Consider the following 26,888-nt stretch of genomic DNA (forward strand, 5'->3'; position numbering starts at 1 on the left):
GCCTCGCGGCGACCGAGCGCCTCGGCCGCCGGCAGCGGCGTCGTCCAGTCGGCGCGATCGGTCTCGAAGCCGAGGGCATCCGCCGCCGCCAACGCCACGCGCCGGTGCCCCTCGCTGGTGAGGTGGATGCGGTCGGCCGCCCACATCCGCCAGTCCTGCAGCGATCGCATGCCCCACAGGCTGACGACGAAGCAGCCGTGGCGCGCCGCCATTGCGTGGATATTCGCCGTATGGATCGCGTGCCGTGGGCGAATCGCCTTGAACAGGCCGGCTTTCGCGGTGTCGGTCGGGGTGACCAGGAGGACATCCGCGCCGGCCTCCCGCAAGCGCACCACCGCCGCTTCCAATTGCTCACCGATGCCGTCGATGTCGACTTGCGGGCGCAGGATGTCATTGCCGCCGCCGACGATCGACACGAGGTCGGGCGACATCGTGAGGGCCGAATCAAGCTGGGGCCCAACGACATCGGCGAGCTTGCGGCCACGCACCGCGAGGTTGGCGTAGTCGAACGGCTGCTCCGCCTGGGCGGCCGCAGCGCTCAGGTGACCGGCGAGGCGGTCGGCCCACCCGGCATACCCGTCCGGCGGCTCCGGCTCGGGATCACACATCCCCTCGGTGAAGGAATCGCCGATCGCGACATAGCGCTGCCAGATACGAACAGTCATGTCTCGCAACCCTAATAGCGCCGCAGCCGACCGTTCGGTCACCCCCCGAGTGCCAGCAAGCCACTCGTGCGCGGCGCACCGTCCTCGGTCCACATCACGGTGCCCTCACCACTGGCCGCGTCGATGTCGATGCGCGCATACTCCTCCCCGGCGGTCCATATGGCGGGGAGCACCGACCCCCGCCGCGTCGATCTCGAACTCCCCGTCGAACGCCGGATGCGCGTTGCGCAACCGGATCAACGCGAACAGCGCCCGGACCACCGGCCGCTGCAGGTCGGAGTCGATCTCCTCACGCGTGTAGTAGTGCCGGTTCACGTCGCGGCCCACGGAGGTGCGCCGCAGCAGGTCGACATCATTGGCCCCGGCGAGCAGCCCGACGTAATACACCTGCGGTCGTCCGGGCGCCCAGAACTGCAAGGCCCGCGCCGCGAGATAGCGATCGTCGTCCTGGCCCAGCGCGTCATAGAACGTCGAATTCACTTGATAGAGATCGACATTCGACGCCGCCGCCCCCGTCGCCAGCCGGGAGGTGCCGCCGCTGTTGTCGTGCATCCGCTCCACGAGCTGGTCGATCTGCTCCGACGCCAGCAGGCCCGGCCGGCTGCGGTCGTCGGCGTCCGCTCCGACGTCGATGACCCCGATGCCGTCGTGGGTGTCGAGGACCGTGACGGCATTGAGCGGCCGGATCCGCATCCACGCGAGCAACGGCTCGACGTCGCCGGCCGTGAGGGCGTGCAGGATCAGCGGGGGCAGCGCGAAGTCGTAGACCCGGTCGACCTGAGCGGCGATCTCGATCTGGCGCTGATAGTAGGAGTGCACCTCGACGAGAACCTCGAGCCCGCGCTCACGCGACCAGGCCGCCATCTCGTCGATGAAGACGAAGGTCTCCGGTGTCATGAACGACGTCGTGCCGGGAGTCTTGACGGCATATCCGACCGCGTCCATCCGCACCTGCGTGACACCGGCGCGGGCAAGAGTGTCGAGGATCCGCAACAGATAGTCGCGGGTCGCCGGATGGTGGATGTCGATGTCGATCTGCTGCGGAGTGAAGGTCGTCCAGACCAGGCGCTTGGAGCCGTCGCCGGTCGTGTACGGCGTGAACGGCAGCCCCGGCCGCGGCCGGTAGATCCGGGTCAGGTCCGCCTCAGTGGCCCCGTCGGGGAAGGCACCGTCGAGCGTGAGGAACATCCCGTCGTATGCCGAGTCGGCCCCCTTGGCCAGCCAATCCAGGAAAGTGGGGGAGGTGGAGGAGACGTGGTTGACGATGACGTCCACCATGACGTCGTGGTCCTTGGCGATCGCCGCGACATCCGCCCACGTGCCCAGCCGCGGGTCGACCTCGGTGTGGTCGCGCGGGTCGAACCCGGCGTCCGCGCCGTCGAACGGGGTGTAGAAGGGGAGGATGTGCACGCCGCCGAACAGCCCCGCCAAGGGACCGGTCAGGACGTCCAGGAGACCGGGGAGATCACCTCCGAGCCGGTCCGCGTAGGTGATGAGCTCGACGGAATCGGGCATGGCGAACTCCTTCGGTCGGATCCGACCAGGCTAGCCAGCGCTGTCGGACCCGTCCACCGCTCCTGCGTCACGGTCAGGGAAGAGACCAGTCGACGGGATCGGCGCCCATGGCCACCAGGGCTGCGTTCGCCCGGCTGAACGGGCGCGAGCCGAAGAATCCGGAACTGGCCGACAGCGGCGACGGATGGGCGCTCTCGACGTCCGGCGTGGCCCCGAGTGCCGGCTTGAGCGAGCGCGCGTCACGGCCCCAGAGGATCGCGACCAACGGCCCGCCCCGTGCGACGAGCGCCGCGATCGCGCAATCGGTCACCTCTTCCCACCCCTTGCCGCGGTGCGAGGCGGAGGCGTCCGGCCGGACGGTGAGGACTCGGTTGAGCAGCAGTACGCCGTGGTCCGCCCACGGGGTCAGGTCGCCAGTGCTGGGCGGCGGCAGGGCCAGGTCGGTCTGCAGTTCGCGATAGATATTCGCCAGGCTGCGCGGGATGGGGGAGACATCGGGGGCGACGGCGAAGGACAGCCCGATCGGGTGACCCGGCGTCGGGTAGGGGTCCTGGCCGACGATGAGCACTCGCACCGCCTCCAGAGGCTGCTCGAAGGCGCGCAACACGTGCGGGCCGGCCGGCAGATATCCGCGGCCCGCCGCCACCTCGGCCCGCAAGAAATCCCCGAGCTCGGCGATGCGGCCGGCCACCGGCTCCAGGGCCGCCGCCCACGAGGGGTGTATGAGGTCGGCGAGCGCGCGCGGCATACGTCCAGCCCTTCGTGTGGTGAATTGGATTCTGTCCTCCCTCGGCTGGCAGGCTATCGAGCGTGACCATCCCCCGCTGGCAAGGCGTCCTGTTCGATCTCGACGGCACGCTGGTCGACTCGATCCCCCTCATCATCGCCTCCTACGACCACGCCCTGACGTCGGTGCTCGGCCAGGGCCGCCCGGAGCCGGAGGTGCGCGGGTGGATCGGGCGGACGCTGACCAGCGTCTTCGAGCAGGAGTATCCCGAGCGGGCGGCCGAACTCGAGTCGACCTATATCGCCTGGAACCGCGCCAACGCCGCGACGATGATCGGGCGGTATGACGGCGTCCACGACTTGCTCGTCGGCCTCAGTGACGCTCAGGCCCGCTTCGGCGTGGTCACCTCCAAGCGGCGTGCGACGGCGCGCGAGGCGCTGGTCCTCGCCGGGGCGGATGACCTCGTCGACGTGCTCGCCGCCAGCGAGGACACCAGCGAGCACAAGCCGTTGCCCGCCCCGCTGCTGCACGGCGCGGCCCGGCTGTCCGTGCCGGCCGAGGGCTGCGCCTATGTCGGCGACGCGGTCGTCGACGTCCAGGCCGCGAAGGCGGCAGGGATGACGAGCATCGCCGTCACATGGGGTGCGGCGGACGCCGCAACACTCGAAGCCGCGGCGCCGGACCACCTGGTGCACACGGCATACGAGCTGCACGACCTGCTCCTCGGCGCCGCGGGGTCCGGCGGCGATACCCAAGCGATGGGATAGACTCGTGGGTCGTGTGTGGCGTCGATGCTCCCTGACGTCGCCGGGCCTCCCCGAGCGGCTGCCGGGGTCTGGCCGCACCGACTTCACTTGCTCACGGAAGGCTAGTTCATGGCGCAACCCGGACCCGCGACGCTGACTCACCTGCAGCGTCTGGAGGCCGAGAGCATCCACATCCTGCGCGAGGTCGTCGCCGAGGTCGAGAACCCGGTCATGCTCTACAGCATCGGCAAGGACTCGGCGACGATGTTGCACCTGGCGCGCAAGGCGTTCTATCCGGCGCCGCCGCCGTTCCCGTTGCTGCACGTCGACACGACCTGGAAGTTCCGGGCGATGTACGAACTGCGCGACAAGGCGGCCAAGGAGGCGGGCATGGAGCTGCTCGTCTACCAGAACCCGGAGGCGCTCGAGAAGGGGATCAACCCCTTCGACCACGGGCCACTGCACACGGACATGTGGAAGACGGAGGGGCTGAAGCAGGCCCTCGACAAGTACGGCTTCGACGCCGCCTTCGGCGGCGGCCGACGCGACGAGGAGAAGTCCCGCGCCAAGGAGCGCGTCTTCTCCTTCCGCAACGCCCGCCACCAGTGGGACCCCAAGAACCAGCGCCCTGAGCTGTGGAAGCTCTACAACGCCCGCAAGCACAAGGGCGAGTCGATGCGCGTCTTCCCGCTGTCGAACTGGACCGAGCTGGACATCTGGCAATACATCCACCTCGAGGGCATCGAGATCGTGCCGCTGTACTTCGCCGCCGAGCGCCCGGTCGTCGAGTTCGACGGCCTGACGATCATGGTCGACGACGACCGGATGCCGCTGAACGGACAGACGCCCGTCATGAAGAGCGTGCGCTTCCGCACCCTCGGCTGCTACCCCCTCACCGGTGCGGTCGAGTCCCAGGCGCACACGCTGCCCGAGGTCATCCAGGAGATCCTGCTGACCACCACCTCCGAGCGCCAGGGCCGGGCGATCGACCACGACTCCGCCGGCTCGATGGAGAAGAAGAAGCAGGAGGGCTACTTCTGATGACGACCACGGACGCGACCACCACTTCGGCCGCAGCGACGCCGGGCGAGCCGATCTATCAGGTCGAATCCCTCATCGCCGAGGACATCGACGCCTACCTCGAGAAGCACCAGCACAAGACGATGCTGCGCTTCATCACCTGTGGCTCGGTCGACGACGGCAAGTCCACGCTCATCGGGCGCATGCTCTATGACAGCAAGATGATCTTCGAGGACCACCTCGCCGCGCTCGAGGCCGACTCCAAGAAGGTCGGCACCCAGGGCGAGCAGATCGACTTCGCCCTCCTCGTCGACGGCCTCACGGCCGAGCGTGAACAGGGCATCACCATCGACGTCGCCTATCGGTTCTTCGCGACCGAGAAGCGCAAGTTCATCGTCGCCGACACTCCGGGCCACGAGCAGTACACCCGCAACATGGTCACGGGCGCCTCGACCGCCGAGCTGGCCGTCATCCTCATCGACGCGCGCAAGGGCGTGCTCACCCAGACCCGCCGCCACAGTTACCTGACCCACCTGCTCGGCATCCGGCACATCGTCCTCGCGGTCAACAAGATGGACCTGGTCGACTACGACCAGAAGGTCTTCGACGACATCGTCGCCGACTACCGCGCGTTCGCCGACTCCATCGGCATCGGCGACTTCACCGCCATCCCGATCTCGGGGTTCAAGGGCGACAACATCACCACCAACTCCGAGAACACGCCGTGGTACTCCGGCACGACGCTGATGAACTTCCTCGAGACGGTCGAACTCGACCAGACCCTCGACCAGCAGCGGCCGTTCCGGATGCCGGTGCAACGGGTCACGCGTCCCAACCTCAACTTCCGCGGCTTCGCCGGCACGATCGCCAACGGCGTGCTCAAGCCGGGTGACAAGGTCCGCGTCCTGCCGACCAATCGCACGTCCACCGTCGCCCGGATCGTGACGTTCGACGGCGACCTCGAGCAGGCCGTCGTCGGGCAGGCCGTGACCATCACCCTCGAGGACGAGATCGACTGCTCGCGCGGCGACGTCCTCGTGCTCGACGAGTCGCCCGCCGAGACGGCCGACCACTTCGAGTGCCACTTGGTGTGGATGGATGACGCCGAGATGTTGCCCGGCCGGTCCTACTGGCTCAAGATCGGCACCCAGACCGTCAGCGCCCAGTTCGAGCGGCCGAAATACCAGGTCAACGTCAACACCATGGAACACGTCGCGGCGAAGACCTTGGGGCTCAACGCCATCGGCGTGGTCACCTTCTCCACCGACAAGCCGATCGTCTTCGAACCGTATGCCCAGTCCCACGACCTGGGTGGCTTCATCGTCGTCGACAAGATGTCCAACGCGACGGTCGCGGCCGGGATGGTCCACTTCGCCTTGCGGCGCTCGGCGAACGTCGGCTGGCAGCCGCTGGAGATCGACCGAGCCCACCACGCGCGGATGAAGCACCAGCGGCCGGCCGTCCTGTGGCTGACCGGCCTCTCCGGTGCGGGCAAATCCGAGGTGGCCAACGAGCTGGAGGTGCAGCTGGCGCGGATGAATCGCCACACGTTCCTGCTCGACGGTGACAACATCCGTCACGGGCTGTCCAAGGATCTGGGCTTCGACGACGCAGACCGGGTCGAGAACGCCCGCCGCCTGGCCGAGGTCGCCAAGCTGATGGCCGATGCCGGGCTGATCACGATCGTCTCCTCGATCTCCCCGTTCCGCACCGAACGCGACACGGCGCGCGAACTGATCGGTGACGGCGAGTTCATGGAGATCTTCGTCGACATGCCGCTCGAGGAGGCCGAGAAGCGCGACGCCAAAGGGCTGTACGCCCAGGCACGCGCCGGCGAGCTGGCGCACTTCACCGGGGTCAACTCCCCGTATGAGGCGCCGACGGCGCCGGACGTGCGCATCGACGCGCTGACGACCAGCCCGAAGGACGCCGCGGCCGAGATCATCGCCCGCCTGATCCCCTAGCCCGACTCACCGAGGCGCCGCAGACCCGACGGCTTGCGGCGCCTCGAAATTCTCCGGCCTTCCATGCCGGTGAACCATGAGAGACGTCAAGGTGAACGAGGAGTAAACTGTCTAGCACGCCAAGGACGGCGCGAGCGGATGGAGGCGCGGGATGCGCGGTCTGGACGAGACGGCATACGCAGAAATCACGACGGACCTGAGCGAGCGTTTCGCCGACACCGTCACTCCGGCCGACGCGGCGGACGCCGTGGCCCGAGCCCGCGCCGAGCTCGAGCCGCAGTCGCGGCACCCCGAGTTCCTCGGCCTGCTCGTGGCCAAGCGTGCAACCGACCTGCTGCGGGAGCACATCAGTTCGCGCGGTGAGCGCTTGCACGCCGTCCCCACTGTGCTGTTCATGTGCGAGCACGGCGCCGCACGCTCTCAGATGGCCGCCGCCGTGGCCCACGAGTTCGGCGGCGACCACCTGCATGTGCGAGCGACCGGTCGGCAGCAGGCCGCCGCGCTCGATCCCACCGCCGCCGCGGTCCTGCACGAACGCGGGATCGACCTTGACCGGCTGATCTCCGCTGGGCCGCTCGCCGATGTCGTACACGCTCCGGACGTCCTCGTCGTGATGGGCACCGACCCGGCCGGCACGCTGGCGCACCGGCGGGTCGACTGGGAGGTGCCCGACCCGCACGGCCGGCCGATCGAGGAGGTCCGCGCCATCGCCGACGAGATCGAGGACCGGGTGCGTGGGTTGCTCGGCGACCTGTCCATCCCGGTCGCGCCGGCGCGGGCCGGCGCAGCCGGGGCCACCGGCACCCCCGCCCTGACTGGATAGCCGGCACGGCAGCAGGCGCATGCCGGCGCGGGATGCGCGATCATGCACCCATGGGTTTCGTCGAACGGTTGGACCGCGCCCAGCGGCGATTCCCGCCGCTGGGTTTCCCGATCGCGGTGGCCTACAAATACTTCGACGACATCGGTGGGTACCTGTCGGCACTGCTGACCTATTACGCGTTCGTCTCACTGTTCCCCCTGCTCCTGCTGCTCGCGACGGCGCTGAGCTTCGTGCTGGCCGGCCGTCCGGACCTGCAGCGTCAGATCCTCGACTCGGCCGTGGCCCAGGTGCCCGTGCTCGGCGACCAACTCGGGGATCCGAGGTCCCTGAGCGGCGGCGCATCCGGGGTGGCCATCGGCCTGGCAGTGTCGGTCTATGGCGCGCTCGGGGTGGGGAACGCGCTTCAGCACGCGATGAACACGGTGTGGGCGGTGCCGCGCAACGTGCGGCCCAATCCCGTGTTGGCGCGGGCCCGCAGCGTCGTGCTCGTGCTGACGGCCGGGCTCGCTGTCTTGGCGACCACGGCCCTCTCGGCGTTCACGGCCGCCGCCACGACCTGGGGGCCATGGACCAAGGTTCTCTCCACGGTCCTCACCATCCTGGTGAACGCCTTCATCGTCCTGCTCGTCTTCCGCATCGGCGTGCGGCAGGGTTCCATCCGCAAGATGCTCCCGGGGGCCCTGCTCGCGGCTGGTGCCTGGCAAGGGCTGCAGACCTTCGGTGTGGTGTATGTCGGCCGGGTCGTCAAGAACGCGTCGACGTCCAACGGCGTGGTCGCGTTTATCCTCGGCCTTCTCGCGTTCACCTACCTGGCAGCAGTCATCCTGGTGCTCTGCGCAGAGGTCAATGTCGTTCGGGCGGAACGGCTTTACCCGCGTGCCCTCTTGACTCCGTTCACCGACGACGTGGACCTGACCGCGGCCGATCAGGAGACGTATGCCGATCAGGCACGCAGCATGCGCACCAAGGGTTACGAGCGGATCGACGTGACCTTCGAGCCGGAGGAGTCCGGCGACGCCCAGGGGGAGCGAGGCGCCGCGGGGTCCGATCCCTAGCAGCGCCGCCGGCTATGCCGCCCGAGGGCGATGACGGTCACCCGCACTGAGCCCGATGGCGCCGCCCGGCCACCTCGGCCTCTTCGCGCAGAGCGGGCCGTTGGGCATAGGCTCTGAGAATGGTCAGCGACAACCCGGAGATCGGGAGCAGCGTCCAGACCGGCGACATCCTCACGAACTATCACGATCTAGGCACCGGGGACCCGCTGCTGTTGTTGCACGGCTCAGGGCCAGGCGTGAGCGCCTGGGCCAATTGGCGCCTGCCGATCAACCGCCTCGACCAGCACTTCCGGATCCTCGCACCCGACCTGGCGGGCTTCGGCTATTCCGTTGTGCCAGAAAGATTCGAATACACGCGGGAGCGTTGGCTCGCACAGATCGTCGCCTTCCTCGACGCGCTCGAGGTGGAGAGGACCAGCGTGGTCGGCAACTCCTTCGGTGGCGCGATGGCGCTCTCCCTGGCGATCGCGCATCCCGAGCGGGTGGACAAGCTCGTTCTCATGGGCAGCGTCGGGGTGCCCTTCGAGATCACGCCCGGGCTCGACGCGGTGTGGGGGTACGAACCATCAATCGAGAAGATGGGCGAGTTGATGCGCGAGGCGTTCGCGTACAACGCGGCGCTCATCACCGACGACATGGTGCGCGCGCGCTACGAGGCGTCGATCCGGCCCGGTGCACAGGAGCAGTTCGCGGCCATGTTCCCGGCGCCGCGACAGCGCTGGGTGGACGCGATGGCCCACCCGGAGAAGGACATTCGGGCGATCCCCCACCAGACCCTGGTGATTCACGGCCGCGACGACAAGGTGATCCCCCTCAGCACGACCATGACGCTGCTGGGGTGGATCGAGGACAGCCAGGCGCACATCTTCGGCCGCTGCGGCCACTGGACGCAGATCGAGCACACCGACGCCTTCTGTCGCGAAATGACCGGCTTCCTGTTGGGAATCAGCTCAGCCGAGGCCTGAGCCGATCGAGGCGTTGGGCGGCAGGACCGCGCCGGGACCGCGTGTGCCAGCGCCGTAGGGGGACACCGTTCACCGTGTCCGGCAAGTATCCTCACGGCGTGATCGGGACCTCCTACCACGCCAACAAGCACACCGAGCTCGCGGCCCTCTCCGCCGCGGTGATCGACTACGCGCAGGAGCGCATCCGGCTGGCGCCACCGTTGGACAAGCCGCTCACCGAGGCCGAACTCATCGAGTCCGTCGGACAGACGATCACGCCCGGAGGTCTCGGCGGTGCCGAGGCGATGCGCATCTTCGCCGAGGATCTGGCCCCCACGTGCCTGTCCACCGACCACCCGCGATATCTCTCCTTCATCCCGTGTGCCCCGAGCGATGCGGCGTCGTTGTTCGACGTCGTTGTCGGGGCCTCGTCCATCTATGGCGGCTCCTGGCTCGAGGGCGCCGGGGCCGTGTATGCCGAGAACCTCGCCCTGCGCTGGCTCGCCGACCTCGCAGGCATGCCGGCAACCGCCGGCGGTGTCTTCACCCCCGGGGGCACGGTGGGGAACCTGTCCGCCCTGGTGGCAGCACGGCATACCGCCCGCCGCACGGCGCGAGATGGGGTGCGCCCCAACATCCTCGTCGCCACCGAGGGCGCGCACAGTTCGATCAAATCCGCCGCCGACGTCATGGACGCCGAGTTCGCGGGTGTGGCCGTCGACTCGGCGGGCCGGCTCACGGGGGAGCGGTTGCGGCCCGTCCTGCTCGAGCGCGGCCCGGAGAACGTCTTCGCCGTCGTCGCCACCGCCGGCACGACCAACTTCGGGATCATCGACGACCTCGTCTCCGTGGCCGAGGTGTGCCGCGAGTTCGGGATCTGGTTCCACGTCGACGGGGCCTACGGCGGGGCCGGCCTCGCCGCACCGTCGATCCGGGACCGCTATGCCGGCATCGAGCACGCCGACTCGTTCATCGTCGACCCGCACAAGTGGCTCTTCGCGCCCTACGACTGCTGCGCCCTGCTCTATCGCGATCCCGCCGAGGCGCGCGCGGCCCACACGCAGAAGGCGGGCTACCTCGACGTGCTCACCGAGGCGCCCGAGTGGAATCCCACCGACTACTCCATCGGCCTGACCCGCCGCGCTCGTGGCCTGCCGTTCTGGTTCTCCCTCACCGTCAACGGCACCGATGCGTATGCCGCGGCGCTCGAGCACACGCTGAGCATCGCCCGGTTCGCCGAGGAGGAGGTCGCGCGCCGGCCCTATCTGGAACTGGTCCGCCACCGGGATCTGACCGTCATCGTCTTCCGGCGCCGCGGCTGGGAGGCGGCCGACTATCACCGGTGGAGCGACGGCATGCTCGCCGACGAGTTCGCTTTCGTGGTGCCGACCACGCACGACGGGGAGACGCTGGCGCGCTTCGCCATCGTCAACCCCGAGACCTCCATCGGCGACATCCGCGCCATCCTCGACACCATGGCCTGATTGCCCTGGGGGAGAAGGACGCTGCGTATGTGGTGACGGGTGGCGCGGACGGTGATCGGTCGCGCGATCTCGGAACGGCTGGCCACGGATGACCCCGTGGTCGTCCTGGACACGGCGGGAACGGCCCGGATCCGGAGGCGCGACACTCGTCGCCCGGGTGATCTGTGGTGGTGCCAGGTCCACCCTCGATGAGGGTGCTGGCTTGATGGTGGCCAGGAACGACACTCGTCGTCCGCCCGCGCGAGAGCCGGGGCGCACTGCGCACCTCGGCTCCGGAGTGTTGGCCTCCGGCAGAGCGCTCGCGTGGTTCCTCTCCATCCAAGCGCCCGGAAAGGCGAGGAACACGAGCGCGGACTGAATGACATCGGTGTGATTCCGCCGTATGCTGGCGTCGATGAACACCGCCGCCGCCGTCACCAGGCCCCCCGCAGCCGAGGCGTTGTCCGACCGGGACCAACAGATTCTCGCTTTCGAGCGGCAGTGGTGGAAATACTCCGGCTCCAAGGAGCAGGCGGTGCGCGACCTATTCGACATGAGCGCGACGCGCTACTACCAGGTGCTCAACGGCCTGCTGGACAACCCCGCCGCACTGGCTCACGACCCGATGCTCGTCAAACGCCTACGCCGGCTGCGGGCCTCCCGGCAGCGGCAGCGCTCGGCCCGGCGCCTGGGCGCGGAGGTCTAGGACCCAGCACAGACGAAGGAACGCCCGTCCGTGTCGGCCCCGGACGGGCGTTCCTTGTCTTGGGCGACTCAGTGCGCCGGCTCCTGGTCCGGGTCGGGGAAGTCGACCGGCCAGCCCTGCTTGGCCAACTGATTGCGCACCCTGCGCAGATCGGCGTCACGCGGCTCGACCAGGGTGTATTCGGTGATCGCTGCGGCGATGTCCTCGGGGCCGGCGGGGCTGACATCGGCCCGCCGGAGCGACCGGGCGATCTGCTTGACCTCGGACTTGGTCAGGCGGCGCTCCAGCAGTGCCAGCAGCGGAATGTAGTCGTGGTCGGGCACCCCACCGGGGTAGCCCTCGCGCAGCCACGCCACGATGCGGCCCAGGGCACCACCCTCCTGCGGCGGCTCCGGCTCGGCATCCTCGGCCGGGCCGAGCGGCCAGCCGCCGAGGACGAGTTTGGCAGCGATTTGTCGTTTCTGTACGTCGTCGGCGAGGAGAGACGAGGCCGCCTGAGGGGTGAGCCGGCCGTCGACCGACAGCTGGCGCAGGACCTCCTGCGCCCGCTCGGTGCCGAGCCGCTCGGTGAGCACGGCGAACAGGGCCGGCGCCTCGGCATCGGGGACACCGTCGGGGAAGCCGGTGCGAACCCAGCTCAGGACCTCGGAAATCAGGGCGGGCATGGGTTCCTCACTTGTCGACGATCGTCGGGATCACGTGCTCGAAGCTGACGGCCTTGCCGAAACCGGATGCGGCCACGATGGTGATGCCGAGGGCGACGCCGCCGAGCACGATCGCGAAGCACAGCGCGGCCAGCGCCTTGCCGACCGGGTGGGGCAGGGCGTGGTCGACTTCGGCGTCGCCTCCGACACCATAGGCCAGCGCCCGGATCCCGAGGGCGAAGATCGCCGGCAGCCCGGATCCGAGGAGGACGCCCACTAGGAGTACCTTCCACGCGCCTTCGAGCGCGAACTGGAGGTTGTTCACGGCTTCTCCTCGGTCGTGGTCGTGGTCGTGGTCGTTGTCGTGGTCGCAGCTGCGGCGTGGTGGTGGGGGAGGGCCTCGGGCGAGGCGACCGAGGGCTCCCAGTCATCGTTGACGTTGTGGGCGCCGACGGCGGTAAGCCGCGAGCGCCGCCACATCCAGACGGCGACGCCCAACAGGATCGCGAAGACGATGATGGCGCCGGCGACCCCGCCGATCCCGTTGCCGAGCCAGTACATCAACGCCCCGACCAGGCCGGCCGACGGGAGGGTGATGGCCCAGGCCGCGAGCATGCGGCCGGCGATATGCCAGCGCACCTGGGCGCCCGGCCGGCCCACTCCGGACCCGAGGATCGAGCCGGTGGCGACGTGGGTGGTCGACAACGCGAACCCCAGGTGGCTCGAGGTGAGGATGACGGCGGCGGAACTGGACTCCGCGGCCATACCCTGCGCCGGCGAGATCTCGATCAGGCCTTTTCCGAGGGTGCGGATGATGCGCCAGCCCCCGAGATAGGTGCCCAAGGCGATCGCGGCGGCGGCGGAGAGCTTGACCCACAACGGGATGGCCTCGGTGTCGCTCCAGTGGCCGCCGGCGATCAGCGCCAGGGTGATGACGCCCATCGTCTTCTGCGCGTCGTTGGTGCCGTGCGCGAGGGAGACGAGCGAGGCGCTGCCGATCTGTCCCCAGCGGAAACCCCTGTTGAGGAAGCGCTGCGCTACACCAGCGGTGATCTTGAAGATCAGCCAGGTCCCGATGGCGGCGACGACGATGGCGATCGCCGGCGAGATCAGGGCCGGCAGGAGCACCTTGCCGACGACCCCGTCGAGCTTGCTGCCGTCGCCGTTCCACTTCACACCCGAGACGCCCAAGCCGGCGATCGTCGCTCCGACGAGCCCGCCCATGAGCGCGTGGGAGGAGGAGGACGGCAGCCCGTAGAGCCAGGTGAACAGGTTCCAGACGATTCCGCCGACCAGCCCGGCCAGCACGATGAACAGCAGGTGTTCGCCGCCGTCGACGAGCAGGGCTTCCTTGGGTGTGCCGTCCTTGTTCTGGATGTTGACGACGGCGTTTGTCACCGTGAGGGCGACTTCGACGGACAGGAAGGCACCGACCAGATTCAGCAGCGCCGAGAGGGCCACGGCGATCTTCGGCTTCAGGGCGCCGGTGGCGATCGAGGTCGCCATGGCATTGCCGGTGTCGTGAAAACCATTCGTGAAATCGAACGCGAGAGCAGTGACGACAACGAGGATCAGAATGACCACAGAGGTGTCCACGACGCCTATTGTTCACGCTCAGTCCATGCACGCCATCCATTGGCCACGTCTTGTTCATCTGGCGTTCATTTCAGGACCGGGCTACGGGTCAAAAGGGGCCTGTTTGGGCCAAGATGGACGGCTATGAGCGAGGTGGACTGGAGCACCCCCGAGGGGCTGGCGGCGATCACGACATATCTCGGCGGGCGGATCCCCGATTGGCGGGCGCCGGTCGCGCATGCGCTTGCGCTCTCGCCGGCCACGAGCTCTCCGGAGTGGGAATTCGCGCACGTCAACGCCCCCGGCGGGCGCCACGCTCTCCCGGCGGTGATCCTTGCGACGGTGCTCGGCCATGACGGCTCGACGGCGACCCTCGAGGTCAGCAGGTCGGACCTGCAGGAGGCCGTCGCCTCGCTCGCGCCCGCTGCGGCCTGCACCAGCCTGGACCATCCCAACCTTGCGGCGTGGCGGCTCGCGCTCGCGGAGGTCGAGTCCAACCCCCTGCGCACCATGTGCGCCGTCTTCATCGCCGATCTGGCCGACCCGGTCTCCTCGGAGGCCGACGGCTCCCTGCGCAGCCGCCTGGTCTGAAGCCGAGGCACCGGCCTCGAACCACCCCAGCTGTCGCGAACCCCCGGAGGACTGTCGGGCTTGCCGAAGAAGAGGCGCCCGATGCCCTGCCCGCGGGGGAGTATCCCGTCCCGCACTCCAACCCGCCGGCGCGTGCTTGCCTCGTCGGGCGCGACCTGCCAGGGTCGGCGGTATGCCGCGACCTCACCTGACCGTCTCCGCTCTCGCCCTCGTCGGCCTGCTCCCGACTGCCCCCGGACTCGCCGCGCCGGCGCCTGCGGCAACACCTGCCACGGCGGCCGTCTTGCGCCCCGGCGCGCCGGGGGCGGGCGACCCGTACTTCCCCGACATGGGCAACGGCGGCTACGACGTCAGCAGCTACGATATCGCGCTGGCCTGGAACCCGGCGACCAAAGCCATCGCCGCCACGACCACGATCAAAGCCGTTGCCACACAGGGACTCTCCCGCTTCAACCTCGACCTCAAGGGACTCGTGGTGCAGAGCGTCCGGGTCGGCGGGGCGAGCGCGGCATACAGCAGATCGGGTGCCCAGGAACTCGTCATCACCCCGCCGAAGGGCATCGCCAAGGGCGCGAGTTTCACCGTCGCCGTGACCTACAAGGGCGTCCCCACGGCGATAAACGACCCCACCCTCGGCCGCTCCGGCTGGGTCGCGACTGCCGACGGCGCCGTCGCGCTCAACCAGCCCTTCGGCGCCGCGACCTACTTCCCCGTCAACGACACGCCGCGGGATAAGGCGACCTACATCCACCGCATCACCGTCCCGACCGGCTACCAGGTGATCGCCAACGGCGAGCCCACGGCGCCGATGACCTCGGGCGGCAACACGACATACGTCTGGAAGATGACCTCGCCGATGGCGAGCGAGCTCTCCTCCGTCGCCATCGGCCGCTACACGGTGACGACGGGGACCGTCGCCGGCACGAGCATCCGATCCATCTCCGCCATCGCCAAGAGCATCGACAGGACCGGCGCCGGCGCCCGCCTCAACACCGCCACCGGCGCGGTCGTCAACTGGCAGCGCAACCGGTTCGGCGCCTATCCCTTCGCGTCCACGGGCGGGCTGGTGGCCCCGATCGGCGTCGGCTACGCGCTCGAGGTCCAGGGTCGCCCCGTCTACGACCAGGGTTCGCCCACGGTCTCGACCGGTCTGCTCGCCCACGAACTCGCCCACCAGTGGTTCGGCAACAGTGTCACGCCGAAGCAGTGGAAGGACATCTGGCTCAACGAGGGCTTCGCGACGTACGCCGAATGGCTGTATGACGAGGCGCACGGGGGCCCGACCGCGCAGCAGCAGTTCACTGCCCACTACAACTCGACCAGTTGGAAGGGCAAGGTCGCCGATCCGGGGCGCGACCACATCTACGACGGGCTCGTCTACACGCGGGGCGCGCTGACGTTGCACGCGCTCCGCAACCGCATCGGCACCGCCACGTTCGACAAGCTCCTCAGGACCTGGGCGGCCACCTATCGCGGACGGAATGTCACCACGGCCGACTTCATCGCCACGGCGGAGCGGGTCAGCGGCAAGAACCTCGACGCCTTCTTCCAGGATTGGCTCTATGAGTCCGGCAAGCCCAGTCTCCGGTCCGCACAATAGTTTTCGCGATCTCGGACTGCGGGTCGGCCATGTGACGCGGACCGGTCCAGGGCAGCGGACCGGCGTCACCGTCGTCCTGGTCGGGGCCGAGGGTGCCACCGCAGGGGTGTCGGTGCGGGGCGCCGCCCCGGGCACGCGGGAGACCGACCTGCTCTCGCCTCTGTGCCTGGTCGACCGGGTGCACGCGATCGTCCTCTCGGGTGGTTCGGCCTTCGGGCTGGCGAGCGCGGACGGGGTGGCCCGGGCGCTGTATGCCGACGGCATCGGCTGGCCGATGGGAGCACCCGGCGAGGTGGTCCCGATCGTGCCCGCGGCGGTGATCTTCGACCTGGGGCGCGGCGGCGACTTCGGCGCCTTTCCCTCCGCGGCCGACGGTGCCGCGGCGTATGCCGCCGCCTCCCTCGGGCAGGTCGCGGGCTGTGGCTCGGTGGGGGCTGGGACGGGCGCGCGAGCCGGTGGCCTGGCGGGCGGGCTCGGGTCGGCGAGCGCCGTGCTGTCCGACGGGACCACGGTGGCGGCGCTCGTGGTCGTCAACGCGATCGGCTCACCCGTCGATCCCCGCACCGGGCAGCTGTATGCCGTCGCCCACGGCCTCCCGGGCGAGTTTCCCGATCTGGGCTCGCCGGGAGCTGGCGCGCTCGCGGCATACCTGCGGGCGCGGCATACCGAACTCGGCGAATCGGGGCTCGTCCCCGGTGGCGCGACCACCATCGGGGTCATCGCGACCGACGCCGCGCTCGACAAGGCGCAGTGCGCCAAGCTCGCCGACGTCGGCCACGACGGGATCGCTCGTGCCATCGACCCGGCTCACACCATGCTCGACGGCGACACCCTCTTCGCGCTCTCGACCGCCGCCCGTCCGGCTCCTGACCTCGGCGGATTGTTCGCGCTGCACGAGGCGGCGGCGTCCTGTGTCACGCGAGCGATCGGTCACGCGCTGCTCACCGCGACCAGCGCGGCGCTGTGGCCGGGGACCGGTCAGGAACGTCTCGTCGCGTCATACCGCGACGCGTTTGCACTCTCGGGGTGAGAGTGCCAATAATGGCGTTAGCACTCTCCCCCTGAGAGTGATAATTCACGACCTCGTGGGTGAGGTCGGGTGGGACGCGGTGACGTGAGCCGCGGATCGCCCGGCCGTCCGTCGCGGGCACCGACGCGGTCATACCGAACCAAGCGTGTGGAGGCACCACCGAATGGCCAAGATCATCGCTTTCGATGAAGAGGCACGCCGCGGTCTCGAGCGGGGCATGAACGTCCTCGCCGACGCGGTCCGGGTCACCTTGGGCCCCAAGGGACGCAATGTCGTGTTGGAGAAGAAGTGGGGCGCCCCCACGATCACCAACGACGGCGTGTCCATTGCCAAGGAGATCGAACTCGACGACCCCTACGAGAAGATCGGCGCCGAGCTGGTCAAGGAGGTCGCCAAGAAGACCGACGACGTCGCCGGTGACGGCACGACCACGGCCACCGTCCTGGCGCAGGCCATGGTCAAGGAAGGCCTGCGCAATGTCGCGGCCGGCGCCAACCCGATGGCCCTGAAGCGGGGCATCGAGAAGGCCACCGACGCCGTCGCCACCGAGCTGCTCGCGATGGCCAAGGAGATCGAGACCAAGGAGCAGATCGCTGCCACCGCGTCCATCTCCGCCGCCGACACCCAGATCGGCGACATGATCGCCGAGGCCATGGACAAGGTCGGCAAGGAAGGCGTCATCACCGTCGAGGAGTCCAACACCTTCGGCCTCGAGCTCGAGCTCACCGAGGGCATGCGCTTCGACAAGGGCTACATCTCCGGCTACTTCGTCACCGACCCGGAGGCCATGGAGGCCGTCCTCGAGGACCCCTACATCCTCATCGCCAACTCCAAGATCTCCTCGATCAAGGACCTGCTGCCGCTGCTCGAGAAGGTCATGCAGTCCGGCAAGCCGCTGCTGATCATCGCCGAGGACGTCGACGGCGAGGCCCTCTCGACCCTCGTGGTCAACAAGATCCGCGGCACCTTCAAGTCGGTCGCCGTCAAGGCTCCCGGCTTCGGCGACCGCCGCAAGGCCATGCTCGCCGACATCGCCATCCTCACCGGTGGCCAGGTCATCTCCGAGGAGGTCGGCCTCAAGCTCGACACCGCGGACCTCGACCTGATGGGCAAGGCCCGCAAGGTCATCGTGTCCAAGGACGAGACGACGATCGTCGAGGGTGCCGGTGACGCCGACCAGCTCGCCGGCCGGGTCGCCCAGATCCGCGCCGAGATCGAGAAGTCGGACTCCGACTACGACCGCGAGAAGCTCCAGGAGCGCCTCGCCAAGCTCGCCGGCGGCGTCGCCGTCATCAAGGCGGGTGCGGCCACCGAGGTCGAGCTCAAGGAGCGCAAGCACCGCATCGAGGACGCCGTCCGCAACGCCAAGGCGGCCGTCGAAGAGGGCATCGTCGCCGGCGGTGGCGTGGCCCTGATCCAGGCCGGCAAGAAGGCCTTCGAGGGCCTCAAGGTCGAGGGCGACGAGGCGGTCGGCGCCAACATCGTCAAGGTCGCCATCGAGGCGCCGCTGAAGCAGATCGCCGTCAACGCCGGTCTCGAAGGCGGAGTCGTGGCCGAGAAGGTTCGCGGCCTCGGCGCCGGCGAAGGCCTCAACGCCGCCACCGGCGAATACGGCGACCTGATCAAGGCCGGCATCATCGACCCGGCCAAGGTCACCCGCAGCGCCCTGCAGAACGCCGCCTCCATCGCGGCGCTCTTCCTCACCACCGAGGCCGTCATCGCCGACAAGCCCGAGAAGGCCGCTCCGGCCATGCCGGGCGGCGACGACATGGGTGGCATGGGCTTCTAACCCCCACGAAGTTCTCCGCTCCTTCGTCGCTCCGATACTTCGCGAGGGACCCCGAAGGTGCGGGGAGCTTTCCGGCTCATGAAAGGGGCCCGAGGTCGCGACTGGCGTCGCAACCTCGGGCCCCTTTCATCATCGGTCCTGCATCATCGGTCCTGCCATCATCGGTCCTGCCATTGCCTGCCTACGAGCCTTCGATGACGGACTCGGTGATCGCCTGGCGGGCGCCCTGCTGACCAGCGATGGTGGTCTTGGTGCGTGTCGTGCTCTTCATGACGCCCTGCGACTGGAGTGGGTGAAGCTGTCAATGGCGTAGACGATGCGGCCGGCGTCTCGGTTGGTGTCCACGGACGGTCCGGGAGTCGCCGTCATCAGAAACTCACGTGGTAACGATTGGGTCGCAGACGGCAGGATGGCCCTGTGACCCTCTGGATCGACCCCCCGCGCTGGCCTGCGCACGGCCGCCTGTGGTCGCACTTGATCTCGGATGCTTCGCTCGAGGAGCTGCACGAATTCGCTGCAGCGCAAGGCATCCCACGGCGGGGGTTCGAGGGTGACCACTATGACGTGCCTCAGGAGCGGTATGCCGCGATCGTCGCCGCTGGAGCACGGGAGGCGAGTGGCCCGGACCTGCTCAGGCACCTGCAAGCATCGGGTCTGCGGCTGCGGAAACGGAAGGGGGAGAAAGGGATCGCTCGCATCCATGGTGTGGTGTTCCCGGACGGGTCTCGCGCCGACGTCGATCTGGTGCGCAGCTCGCACGAGCCTCCGGACCACTCGGTCTTCGCCGCGACCGTCTATGTGTGTGATGCCGAGGGCAGCTGGCTGGTGGTGTGGTCCCCGCGACGTCAGGAGTGGAGCGCGCCGGGAGGCTGGCGCGAGCAGGGGGAGTCGCCGATCGAAACCGCTGTGCGGGAGACGCTGGAGGAGACGGAGATTCGGCTCCGGCCGGACGACCTGTCCATGGTCGCGTACGAGCGGTTCTATCCCCTCGATGACGCTCCATGGGCGGTGCCCGCCGGCCGCTTCCTGACCGTCTATCGCACGCAGCTGACCGTGATCCGACCGGAAATCCTTGCGGCACAGGATGAACCCGCGCGCTGGGTCACCACCAAGGAGTTCATGGAACTCGCCCGAACTGCCTGGTGGTTGCCCATCGCGCAGGCCATCGCGAACCGGGAATAGCTCAGTCGGCGCCCTGGGTGTAGACCTTGACGACGGACTGGGGTTGACCCGCAGCGGCAGCGGCTGGCTTGATGGTGAAGTCGACGTAGGCCGACTCGCACGTGTAGCTCACCTTCGTCTCGAACATCCCGCCGACCGTCGTGGTGCGAATCCAGCCGCCTCCGCCAGCGCCATGGGAGAAGTCCCAAAGCTGGTTGACGACCCCTGACGTGCCGTACTTCAGGGCCTCGGCCTTGCGGCCCGCGCCCCAGGCCCGGACGAGTTGGTCGGCGTACCCGCTCACCCGGCCCGTGGCACCGCCGGTCAGTTCGACCTGCACGACCGCGTCCTGTTGGTACGCCTGGGACTCTCACTTCTCTTGGACTCGAGGCGCCTTGGTGCTCCGCATGCCCTCCCAGACGCGGGATGGTGATTCGAGGTTGTCCCTTCTCATCACGAGCCGGTCACGCACCGGTTCCAGACGTCAGCGGATGTCGAGGCGGGCGATTTCGCGAGCGATATTGCTGCGCGCCAAAGGTTCCCAATCATGGCGAGCCGACGGCTCGGCATACAGCGCGGGGCGGTCCAGGAATTCGGTCAGGATCGCGGACCGACCTGTGGCGTAGGCGTCGGTCGGCACCGCGGCATACTCCGCACGCACCGCGCGGCAGTACTGATCGAAGCGCTCCGGCGGCGCGGCGAGGATCCACAGATCGGCATCGTGCAGCCAGGCGCTCGGCGACCCCGACGGGGGCAACGCATGGGCCGCCGTCTCGATGATCAGGCGGCAGATGACATCGAGATGTCCATCGGGCACGCCCAAGATGGACAACTCATGACCTGCCAGCGCCGCCGACCGTGCTTCATTGTCGGTGGCGGCCGGGTCATAGACAGCGTCGTGATAGCACGCTGCCAATCTGACTCGGGCCAGATCGATTTCCGTTGCGGCGGTGGCGATTTCGCCGATAGCGGCCAGAACTTCGTCGAGGTGGCGTAGGTCGTGATAGTGGCGGTGGGTCTCGCGATAACGCTGCCACAAGCGGAGCGCGGCCGCGCCGATCGCCGCGCCGTCAGGGGCGTCGCTCAACTCGTGCACATCGTGACCGAAGGCACGGTCAGGGGTGACCGTCGGCATACGATCATCATGCCCTGCTTGACCTCGTAGCGACAGGCTGTCTCCGAATGTGTTGCGGGACAGCATGATGTGCGATCTACGGGGCTGATCGCCAGCCGTGACAGTGGCCGTGGGTCAACCGATACCCTTGGTACCAACGAAAATTCGAGGGTTGCTTCAGGGTCCCGTTCAGGGGAAAGCAGCATGCGGCGCACCGGTTATCAGGCTAGGTTCGGGAGCATGGTTGACATAGCAGGGGTAACTGAGATGACCATGCCGATCACCCCCGGAGCGCCGGCCGTCGTGGCGGCGCGGACCGAGGGCCTGGCCAAGGTCTACGGCAGAGGCGACGCCCAAGTCGTCGCACTCGGCGGAGTGTCGGTGGCACTCAACGCCCACGAATTCACCGCCATCATGGGGCCGTCAGGCTCCGGCAAGTCGACGCTCATGCACTGCGCCGCCGGCCTCGACGCCGTCACCGAAGGCAAGGTCTTCGTCGGTGACGTCGAACTGACCGCGCTGAAGGAGAAGGAACTCACGGCCCTGCGCCGCGACAAGATCGGCTTCATCTTCCAGGCGTTCAACCTCATACCGACCTTGAGCGCCGAGGAGAACATCCTCCTTCCGCTCTCCATCGCCGGGCGCAAACCGGAGCAGGCATGGTTCGACCGGGTCATCGACACCGTCGGGCTGCGCGAGCGTCTGGGTCACCGGCCGTCAGAACTCTCCGGCGGCCAGCAGCAGCGCGTCGCCTGCGCCCGCGCCTTGGTGAGCCGCCCCGAGATCATCTTCGCCGACGAGCCGACCGGCAACCTCGACTCGCGTTCCAGCCGTGAGGTGCTGGACTTCCTGCGCCGCTCGGTCACCGAGTTCGGTCAGACCATCGTCATGGTCACCCATGATCCCGTCGCGGCCGGCTTCACCGACCGGGTGCTCTTCCTCGCCGACGGCCAGGTGGTCGACGAGATGCGCAACCCGAGCGCCGACCGGGTCCTGGAGCGGATGGCCCACCTCGACTCCGCCGCAGGGGTCTGATCCGCCATGCTCCGCGCCAGCATCAAGTCGGTGCTCGGCCGCAAGTTGCGCCTGCTCATGAGCGCCTTCGCGGTCATCCTCGGCGTCGCCTTCGTCGCCGGGTCGTTCATCTTCACCGACACCCTCGGCAAGTCCTTCGACGGCATCATGAACTCCAGCGTCGGCGACGTCATCGTCCGCCCGGCCGGTACCGAGGCCAGCTTCGGGTCCAGCCAGACGCTACCCGGCGACCTTGTCGCGGAACTCAAAGACGTCCCCGGCGCCCGAGCTGTCGACGGCAATCTGACCGACTACACGACCTTCGTCGTCAGCAAGAAGGGAAAGCTGATCGGCGGCCAAGGCGCGCCGGGACTGGGCGTGAACTTCAACACCGCCCCGTCGGCGGGCGGCGAGAGCATGTTCAGGCTCGCCGAAGGCGCGTGGCCGGCCAAGGACGGCGAGATCGCCGTCGACTCGCGCACCGCCAAGACCGGCGGGTACGTCGTCGGCGACACGGTCCAGGTCGTGACGGCCGCGGCACAGGCCAAGGTCGCCCCCAAACTGACCGGCATCATGGAGCCGAGCGGATCGCTGGTCGGCGCCAGTGTGGTCGTCTGGACGACACACCAGGCCCAGGCCCTCTACCAGGAGGGCAAGGACGTCTACAACGACGTGTGGGTGACCGCGGCGGACGGCACCTCGCAGGACGAGTTGCAGACCGCCGTGGCCAAGGTGCTCCCACCGGACCTCGAGGCCGTCACGGGCGAGAAGGCGGCCGAAGCGATGCGCACCTCGATCCAGGACTCGATGAAGTTCATCACCTATTTCCTGCTGATCTTCGCAGCGATCGCCCTCGTCGTCGGGACCTTCATCATCGTCAACACCTTCTCCATCCTCGTCGCCCAGCGGATGAAGGAGCTCGCGCTCTTCCGGGCCATCGGCGCCAGCCGTCAGCAAGTGGCGCGCTCGGTGCTCGTCGAGGCTTTCATCGTCGGTCTCGTCGGTTCGACGGTCGGCCTGCTCGTCGGCATCGGCCTCGCCATCGCCATCAAGGCGCTCTTCGGTTCCATCGGCCTGGACCTGTCCGATGCCAGCCTCGTCATCGCACCCCGCACAGTCCTGGCCTCCTACCTGGTGGGGCTGATCGTCACCCTGCTCGCGGCATACCTCCCGGCGCGACGCGCCGGCAAGGTTCCGCCGGTGGCCGCGATGCGCGACGACGTCACCCTCGCCGAGACCTCCATGCATCACCGCGTCATCGCCGGCGCCGCGCTGGCCATCGCCGGCGCGATCGCGATGGGCCTGGGCCTGTTCGTCGACGTTCCCAACGCGATCGTCTGGATCGGAATCGGCATCCTCGGGGTGCTGCTCGGCGTCGCCGGCACCAGCCCGCTGGTCGGCCGGCCCCTCATCACGGGCATGGGCAGGCTCTACCGCAGAATGTTCGGTGCGGTCGGGGTGATGGCGGAGGAGAACGCCCTGCGCAACCCGCGGCGCACCGCCGCCACGGCGTCGGCCCTGATGATCGGCGTCACGCTCGTGTCGATGATGGCCGTCTTCGGATCCTCGGCCAAACAAAGCATCAACGGCGAGATCGAACGCAACTTCAAGGCGGACTATCTCGTCTCGAACGCCATCGGCTCCGACTTCTCGCCCAGTGTCGGCGACGAGATCGCGAAGATTCCCGGAGTGGAGACCGTCTCGCGGATGAAGTGGGGCATGGGCAAGGTCAAGGACAGCGACGAGTGGATCGCCGCCGTCGATCCGGCCACCTTCGGCTCGGTCTCCACCATCGACGAAAAGAACGACGCCACGGTGCTGAAGCAGTTGACCGCCGGAGGCCTGCTCATCGACAGCGAGAAGGCGAGCAAATTGGGCGTCAAGGCCGGGGACATGGTCCCGGTCACATTGCAGGGCAAGCCCTTCGACGTGAAGGTCGCCGGCACCTTCGAATCGTCGGCCACGGCGCCGAGCGGCCTCATCGTCGACTTGGCGACGTGGACGCAGCACGGGGGCACCGCGGCGGACGGGCAGGTCTTTGTCAAGGCCGCCGAGGGCGCCGACATGGCTGCAGTGACGAGCGCCATCGACAAGGTCGTCGCGGACCTGCCGACCGTCAGTGTCAAGGACATGGCCGGCTACGCGGAGGAGCAGTCCAAGCCGATCGACCAGATGCTGATGATCATCTACGCCCTCCTCGGGCTCGCGGTGATCATCGCCATCCTCGGCATCATCAACACCTTGGCGCTGTCGGTGATCGAGCGCACCCGCGAAATCGGGCTGCTGCGGGCCGTCGGCCTGGGCCGCGGTCAGCTGCGCCGGATGCTCCGCCTGGAGTCGGTGGTCATCGCCATCCTGGGCGCCGTGTTGGGGATCGTCCTTGGGGTGGTCTTCGGCATCGCGATCCAGCGGGCGTTGGCCGATCAGGGCTTCACGGCATTGAGCATCCCGTGGCTGCAGCTGATCGCCTTCCTCCTCCTCGCCGGGCTGGTCGGGGTGCTTGCCTCGGTGTGGCCGGGCCGCCGGGCAGCGAAGATGCAGATTCTCGACGCCATCTCCTCGGAGTAGGCGCCCACCAAGAGAGCACCACACGGATCCCCCCTCCGGATCCGCGTGGTGCTCTCGTCCATGGGGACCCCGGTCAGCTGAGCGGGGTGGGGGCGGTGCGCGAGCGTTCCAGTGCCTTGGCGTATCCGGTGCCCATCGCGAGCAGGGCCAGGCCGGCACCGATGAACGCGGCGATCCGCATGACGCCGTCGAGGGCGGCCAGGTCGTAGAAGAGCAACTTGCCGACCGCCACGGCCGCCAGGGCGAGCCCGGCGCGGAGGGCGAGGCCGGCGTCGCCGGAGCGTCGCAGGCCGTGCATCAGCAGGTATGCCGCGCCCACCGCGATGCCGAGGGTCACCAGCGCCTGGCCGGTCACGAAACCGCCCTCGGCCGTCCCGATGCGGCGACCGAGAACCACGGCACCCGCGACCACCGTGGCGACGGCGAAGGCCAGCCCGAGTCCGATCGTGAGCAGACTCACGAGGCGAGCGTTCTCGTGGGGGAGGCGGGCGGCATACCGGTGCAGCGGACCCCGCAAGAACGCGACGGCGCAGGCCACCGCCGCGAACGTGACGACGTGGTCGACGAACGCCGTCGTAACGGCGTAGTGCCGGCTGGCCATCAGCATGGCCGTCGGGAGCGCCGCCACGACGGCAGCGGTGGTGAGGACGATCGCGGACATGGTGTGCCACGACGGGGTTGCAGTGCCGAGTCCGCGTGCCGAGGCGGCATACGCCAGCGCGAGGAGGGCGATGGCACTCGTGCGCCACGACGGCGAGGTGCCGGCATCCACCGCGGCTGCGGCGAAGGCCGTCCCGACGGCGCCGGCCCAGGGCGCGAGGCGGAAGACGTCGCGGACGTGTTCGCCGCGGGCTGCGACGGCTGCCAGGGAATAGACGAGGGCCGCGGCGGAGAAGATCAGCCACGCCGGCACGGGCAGCCGGTCCGCAGTGGCGAACAACGGGAGCGCGCTGAGCGGCAGCACGGCGGCGAGCAGGGTCGGTTCGGGACGGCGGGTAGCCATCAGGCCGGTGCCGAGTTCGAAGCCCGCGAGCACGGCCGCCAGCGCGACGACATCGGCGTGCTGGTCCTGGCGGGGCAGGACGGCAAGCAACGCGGCGACAGCGGGGAGCACGCGAACCGCGTGCAGGACGAACCAGGAGTGCCCGATGTGCGCCGGATAGGCGGCGATTGCCAGCACGACGAGGAAGGCGGCGGTCAGCAGCGTGCGGCCCGATCCGATGACCGGAGCCAGGGCGGCGACGCCGCCGACGGTGACGAGGGCGAGGAACTGGCTGTTCCAGGCCCGGGCGAGAATGATGCCGCTCGCGCCGACGACGGCGGCGAGGACCAGGCCGGCAGGTGCCGGGAGCCAGTCGTAGATCGTCGTCACGGCCATGACGTCGAGGTATGCCGTGGCATAGCCGGCGGATGCGATTGCCAGGGCACCGCTCGCGCGCTGGGGGTCGCGATGGACCCGGCCGGCGAAAGCGATCAGCCCGGCGGCGAGGATGCCGGCTCCGGTGACGCGGGCGACCGGGCCGAGGTAGCCGTGCTGGATGGCATAGGTCACGAGCAGCGCCACGCCGATGAGCAGCACGCCGGCGCCCGCGACGCCGAGGAGCCGGACGACCATGCCCTCGCGCTCCCACCACGATGCCCGCTGCACCAGGGGTTTCGGCGGCTCGAACCTCGGCGGCTCGGGTCTCGGGTGCTCGAGTTTCGGCGCCCCGCGTTCCGGCGAATCGGGCCGGCGCGGTGGGGTGACCGGCTGTTGTGTCGGACGACGCTCAGGAGCAGTGGTCGCCGGCCGGGCCGTCGCCTCCCCCAGCGGGGCGACGGCCGCGGCCGGCGACGGGCCGCGTCGGGACTGAGCGGTCAGCGACTCGGCAGTGAGGTCGATGCGCAGGGCGGCGAGCCCGTTGCCCACGGCATACATGCGCGTCATCGCCTCGGCGAACTCCGCCTCCAGGCGCCGTACTGAGTCCAACTGTGTTGCGGCCATGGCTCAACTCTGTCGGCGCCGCCGCGCCGCCGCCTGAGTGCCGCTACTCAACTCTCGGAAGGCGATACCCAGTCAGCGCGTGGGGTCGATCAGTCGTATGCCGCGCGGCGCGCCCGGGTCGGTCATCGTCACCAGCGCGGTCGCGGCCTGGGCGAGGTCGAGGGTCGCCGTAACGAGGGCGGCGGGGTCG

General features: G+C 68.8%; 24 protein-coding genes. 15 read left to right on the top strand and 9 right to left on the bottom strand.

The window, feature by feature from the left end; genetic code table 11:
- The 3 genes from BN11_RS01235 to BN11_RS01245 all read right to left on the bottom strand — a co-directional run.
- A partial coding sequence (locus BN11_RS01235; RefSeq protein WP_048693420.1) for an SGNH/GDSL hydrolase family protein occupies positions 1-665 on the bottom strand: 665 nt, incomplete at its 3' end.
- 105 nt (positions 666-770) lie between these two features.
- Positions 771-2,180 carry a sucrose phosphorylase gene (gene gtfA, locus BN11_RS01240; protein WP_053083962.1) on the bottom strand — a complete coding sequence of 470 codons (1,410 nt, stop codon included), beginning with the start codon at positions 2,178-2,180 and terminating at the stop codon, positions 771-773.
- Between the two features lie 73 nt (positions 2,181-2,253).
- Complete coding sequence (locus BN11_RS01245) at positions 2,254-2,928, bottom strand: uracil-DNA glycosylase (RefSeq protein WP_048693432.1); 675 nt, start codon at positions 2,926-2,928, stop codon at positions 2,254-2,256.
- 62 nt (positions 2,929-2,990) lie between these two features.
- Between BN11_RS01245 and BN11_RS01250 the strand changes: the two genes are divergently transcribed.
- The 8 genes from BN11_RS01250 to BN11_RS01285 all read left to right on the top strand — a co-directional run bounded on the left by BN11_RS01250 (position 2,991) and on the right by BN11_RS01285 (position 11,628).
- Positions 2,991-3,674: an HAD family hydrolase gene (locus BN11_RS01250; protein WP_048693435.1), complete on the top strand. Its 684-nt coding sequence runs from the start codon at positions 2,991-2,993 to the stop codon at positions 3,672-3,674.
- 108 nt (positions 3,675-3,782) lie between these two features.
- Entirely contained in the window at positions 3,783-4,694 is a 912-nt protein-coding gene (gene cysD / locus BN11_RS01255; protein ID WP_048693438.1) for a sulfate adenylyltransferase subunit CysD, read from the top strand.
- Complete coding sequence (gene cysN, locus BN11_RS01260) at positions 4,694-6,637, top strand: sulfate adenylyltransferase subunit CysN (RefSeq protein WP_048693443.1); 1,944 nt, start codon at positions 4,694-4,696, stop codon at positions 6,635-6,637. The genes cysD and cysN overlap by 1 nt, the downstream gene beginning before the upstream one ends.
- 151 nt (positions 6,638-6,788) lie before the next feature.
- A complete protein-coding gene (locus BN11_RS01265) occupies positions 6,789-7,460 on the top strand; it encodes an arsenate-mycothiol transferase ArsC (protein ID WP_048693447.1) in 672 nt (223 codons plus the stop codon).
- 50 nt (positions 7,461-7,510) lie between these two features.
- Entirely contained in the window at positions 7,511-8,515 is a 1,005-nt protein-coding gene (locus BN11_RS01270) for a YihY/virulence factor BrkB family protein (RefSeq protein WP_048700564.1), read from the top strand.
- 119 nt (positions 8,516-8,634) lie between these two features.
- Positions 8,635-9,480: an alpha/beta fold hydrolase gene (locus tag BN11_RS01275; RefSeq protein ID WP_048693452.1), complete on the top strand. Its 846-nt coding sequence runs from the start codon at positions 8,635-8,637 to the stop codon at positions 9,478-9,480.
- A 98-nt stretch (positions 9,481-9,578) separates the two neighbouring features.
- Positions 9,579-10,943 carry a pyridoxal phosphate-dependent decarboxylase family protein gene (locus BN11_RS01280; protein ID WP_235435318.1) on the top strand — a complete coding sequence of 455 codons (1,365 nt, stop codon included), beginning with the start codon at positions 9,579-9,581 and terminating at the stop codon, positions 10,941-10,943.
- Between the two features lie 394 nt (positions 10,944-11,337).
- The gene (locus BN11_RS01285; RefSeq protein ID WP_048700568.1) at positions 11,338-11,628 is read left to right on the top strand and encodes a DUF3263 domain-containing protein; all 291 of its coding nucleotides are present in this window, start codon (positions 11,338-11,340) and stop codon (positions 11,626-11,628) included.
- 68 nt (positions 11,629-11,696) lie between these two features.
- Here BN11_RS01285 and BN11_RS21525 read toward each other — a convergent pair whose 3' ends face one another.
- The 3 genes from BN11_RS21525 to BN11_RS01300 are packed head-to-tail and all read right to left on the bottom strand — an operon-like array spanning position 11,697 to position 13,868.
- Positions 11,697-12,293 (bottom strand): DUF3349 domain-containing protein, encoded by a 597-nt coding sequence (locus BN11_RS21525; protein ID WP_083433441.1) that lies wholly within the window; start codon positions 12,291-12,293, stop codon positions 11,697-11,699.
- Between the two features lie 7 nt (positions 12,294-12,300).
- The gene (locus tag BN11_RS01295) at positions 12,301-12,597 is read right to left on the bottom strand and encodes a hypothetical protein (RefSeq protein WP_048693454.1); all 297 of its coding nucleotides are present in this window, start codon (positions 12,595-12,597) and stop codon (positions 12,301-12,303) included.
- Positions 12,594-13,868: an inorganic phosphate transporter gene (locus BN11_RS01300; RefSeq protein WP_048693457.1), complete on the bottom strand. Its 1,275-nt coding sequence runs from the start codon at positions 13,866-13,868 to the stop codon at positions 12,594-12,596. Before BN11_RS01300 ends, BN11_RS01295 begins: the two co-directional genes overlap by 4 nt.
- 123 nt (positions 13,869-13,991) lie before the next feature.
- Between BN11_RS01300 and BN11_RS01305 the strand changes: the two genes are divergently transcribed.
- The 5 genes from BN11_RS01305 to BN11_RS01325 all read left to right on the top strand — a co-directional run bounded on the left by BN11_RS01305 (position 13,992) and on the right by BN11_RS01325 (position 20,039).
- Complete coding sequence (locus BN11_RS01305; RefSeq protein ID WP_048693461.1) at positions 13,992-14,438, top strand: hypothetical protein; 447 nt, start codon at positions 13,992-13,994, stop codon at positions 14,436-14,438.
- 172 nt (positions 14,439-14,610) lie between these two features.
- Complete coding sequence (locus BN11_RS01310) at positions 14,611-16,038, top strand: M1 family metallopeptidase (RefSeq protein WP_048693464.1); 1,428 nt, start codon at positions 14,611-14,613, stop codon at positions 16,036-16,038.
- On the top strand, positions 16,001-17,068 hold the full coding sequence (locus BN11_RS01315; RefSeq protein WP_048693468.1) for a P1 family peptidase: 1,068 nt from the start codon (positions 16,001-16,003) through the stop codon (positions 17,066-17,068). The genes BN11_RS01310 and BN11_RS01315 overlap by 38 nt, the downstream gene beginning before the upstream one ends.
- Before the next feature lie 163 nt (positions 17,069-17,231).
- A complete protein-coding gene (gene groL / locus BN11_RS01320) occupies positions 17,232-18,857 on the top strand; it encodes a chaperonin GroEL (RefSeq protein WP_048693471.1) in 1,626 nt (541 codons plus the stop codon).
- A gap of 417 nt (positions 18,858-19,274) precedes the next feature.
- The gene (locus BN11_RS01325) at positions 19,275-20,039 is read left to right on the top strand and encodes a DUF4031 domain-containing protein (RefSeq protein ID WP_048693473.1); all 765 of its coding nucleotides are present in this window, start codon (positions 19,275-19,277) and stop codon (positions 20,037-20,039) included.
- A 1-nt stretch (position 20,040) separates the two neighbouring features.
- On the opposite strand, the gene BN11_RS01330 is transcribed toward BN11_RS01325, so the two are convergent.
- Both BN11_RS01330 and BN11_RS01335 read right to left on the bottom strand, forming a co-directional pair.
- Complete coding sequence (locus BN11_RS01330) at positions 20,041-20,358, bottom strand: hypothetical protein (RefSeq protein ID WP_048693476.1); 318 nt, start codon at positions 20,356-20,358, stop codon at positions 20,041-20,043.
- 144 nt (positions 20,359-20,502) lie between these two features.
- Positions 20,503-21,153 carry an HD domain-containing protein gene (locus BN11_RS01335; protein WP_048693478.1) on the bottom strand — a complete coding sequence of 217 codons (651 nt, stop codon included), beginning with the start codon at positions 21,151-21,153 and terminating at the stop codon, positions 20,503-20,505.
- Between the two features lie 219 nt (positions 21,154-21,372).
- Here BN11_RS01335 and BN11_RS01340 point away from each other — a divergent pair, with 219 nt between their 5' ends.
- On the top strand, positions 21,373-22,167 hold the full coding sequence (locus BN11_RS01340; protein WP_407667956.1) for an ABC transporter ATP-binding protein: 795 nt from the start codon (positions 21,373-21,375) through the stop codon (positions 22,165-22,167).
- A gap of 6 nt (positions 22,168-22,173) precedes the next feature.
- Positions 22,174-24,714, top strand: a complete 2,541-nt coding sequence (locus tag BN11_RS01345; protein WP_048693485.1) for an ABC transporter permease — start codon at positions 22,174-22,176, stop codon at positions 24,712-24,714.
- Between the two features lie 73 nt (positions 24,715-24,787).
- On the opposite strand, the gene BN11_RS01350 is transcribed toward BN11_RS01345, so the two are convergent.
- Positions 24,788-26,698 carry a DUF2339 domain-containing protein gene (locus BN11_RS01350; protein WP_048693488.1) on the bottom strand — a complete coding sequence of 637 codons (1,911 nt, stop codon included), beginning with the start codon at positions 26,696-26,698 and terminating at the stop codon, positions 24,788-24,790.
- Positions 26,699-26,888 lie beyond the last annotated feature (190 nt).

The organism is Nostocoides australiense Ben110 (genome assembly GCF_001050535.1).
GTDB classification, from domain to species: Bacteria; Actinomycetota; Actinomycetes; order Actinomycetales; family Dermatophilaceae; genus Nostocoides_A; species Nostocoides_A australiense.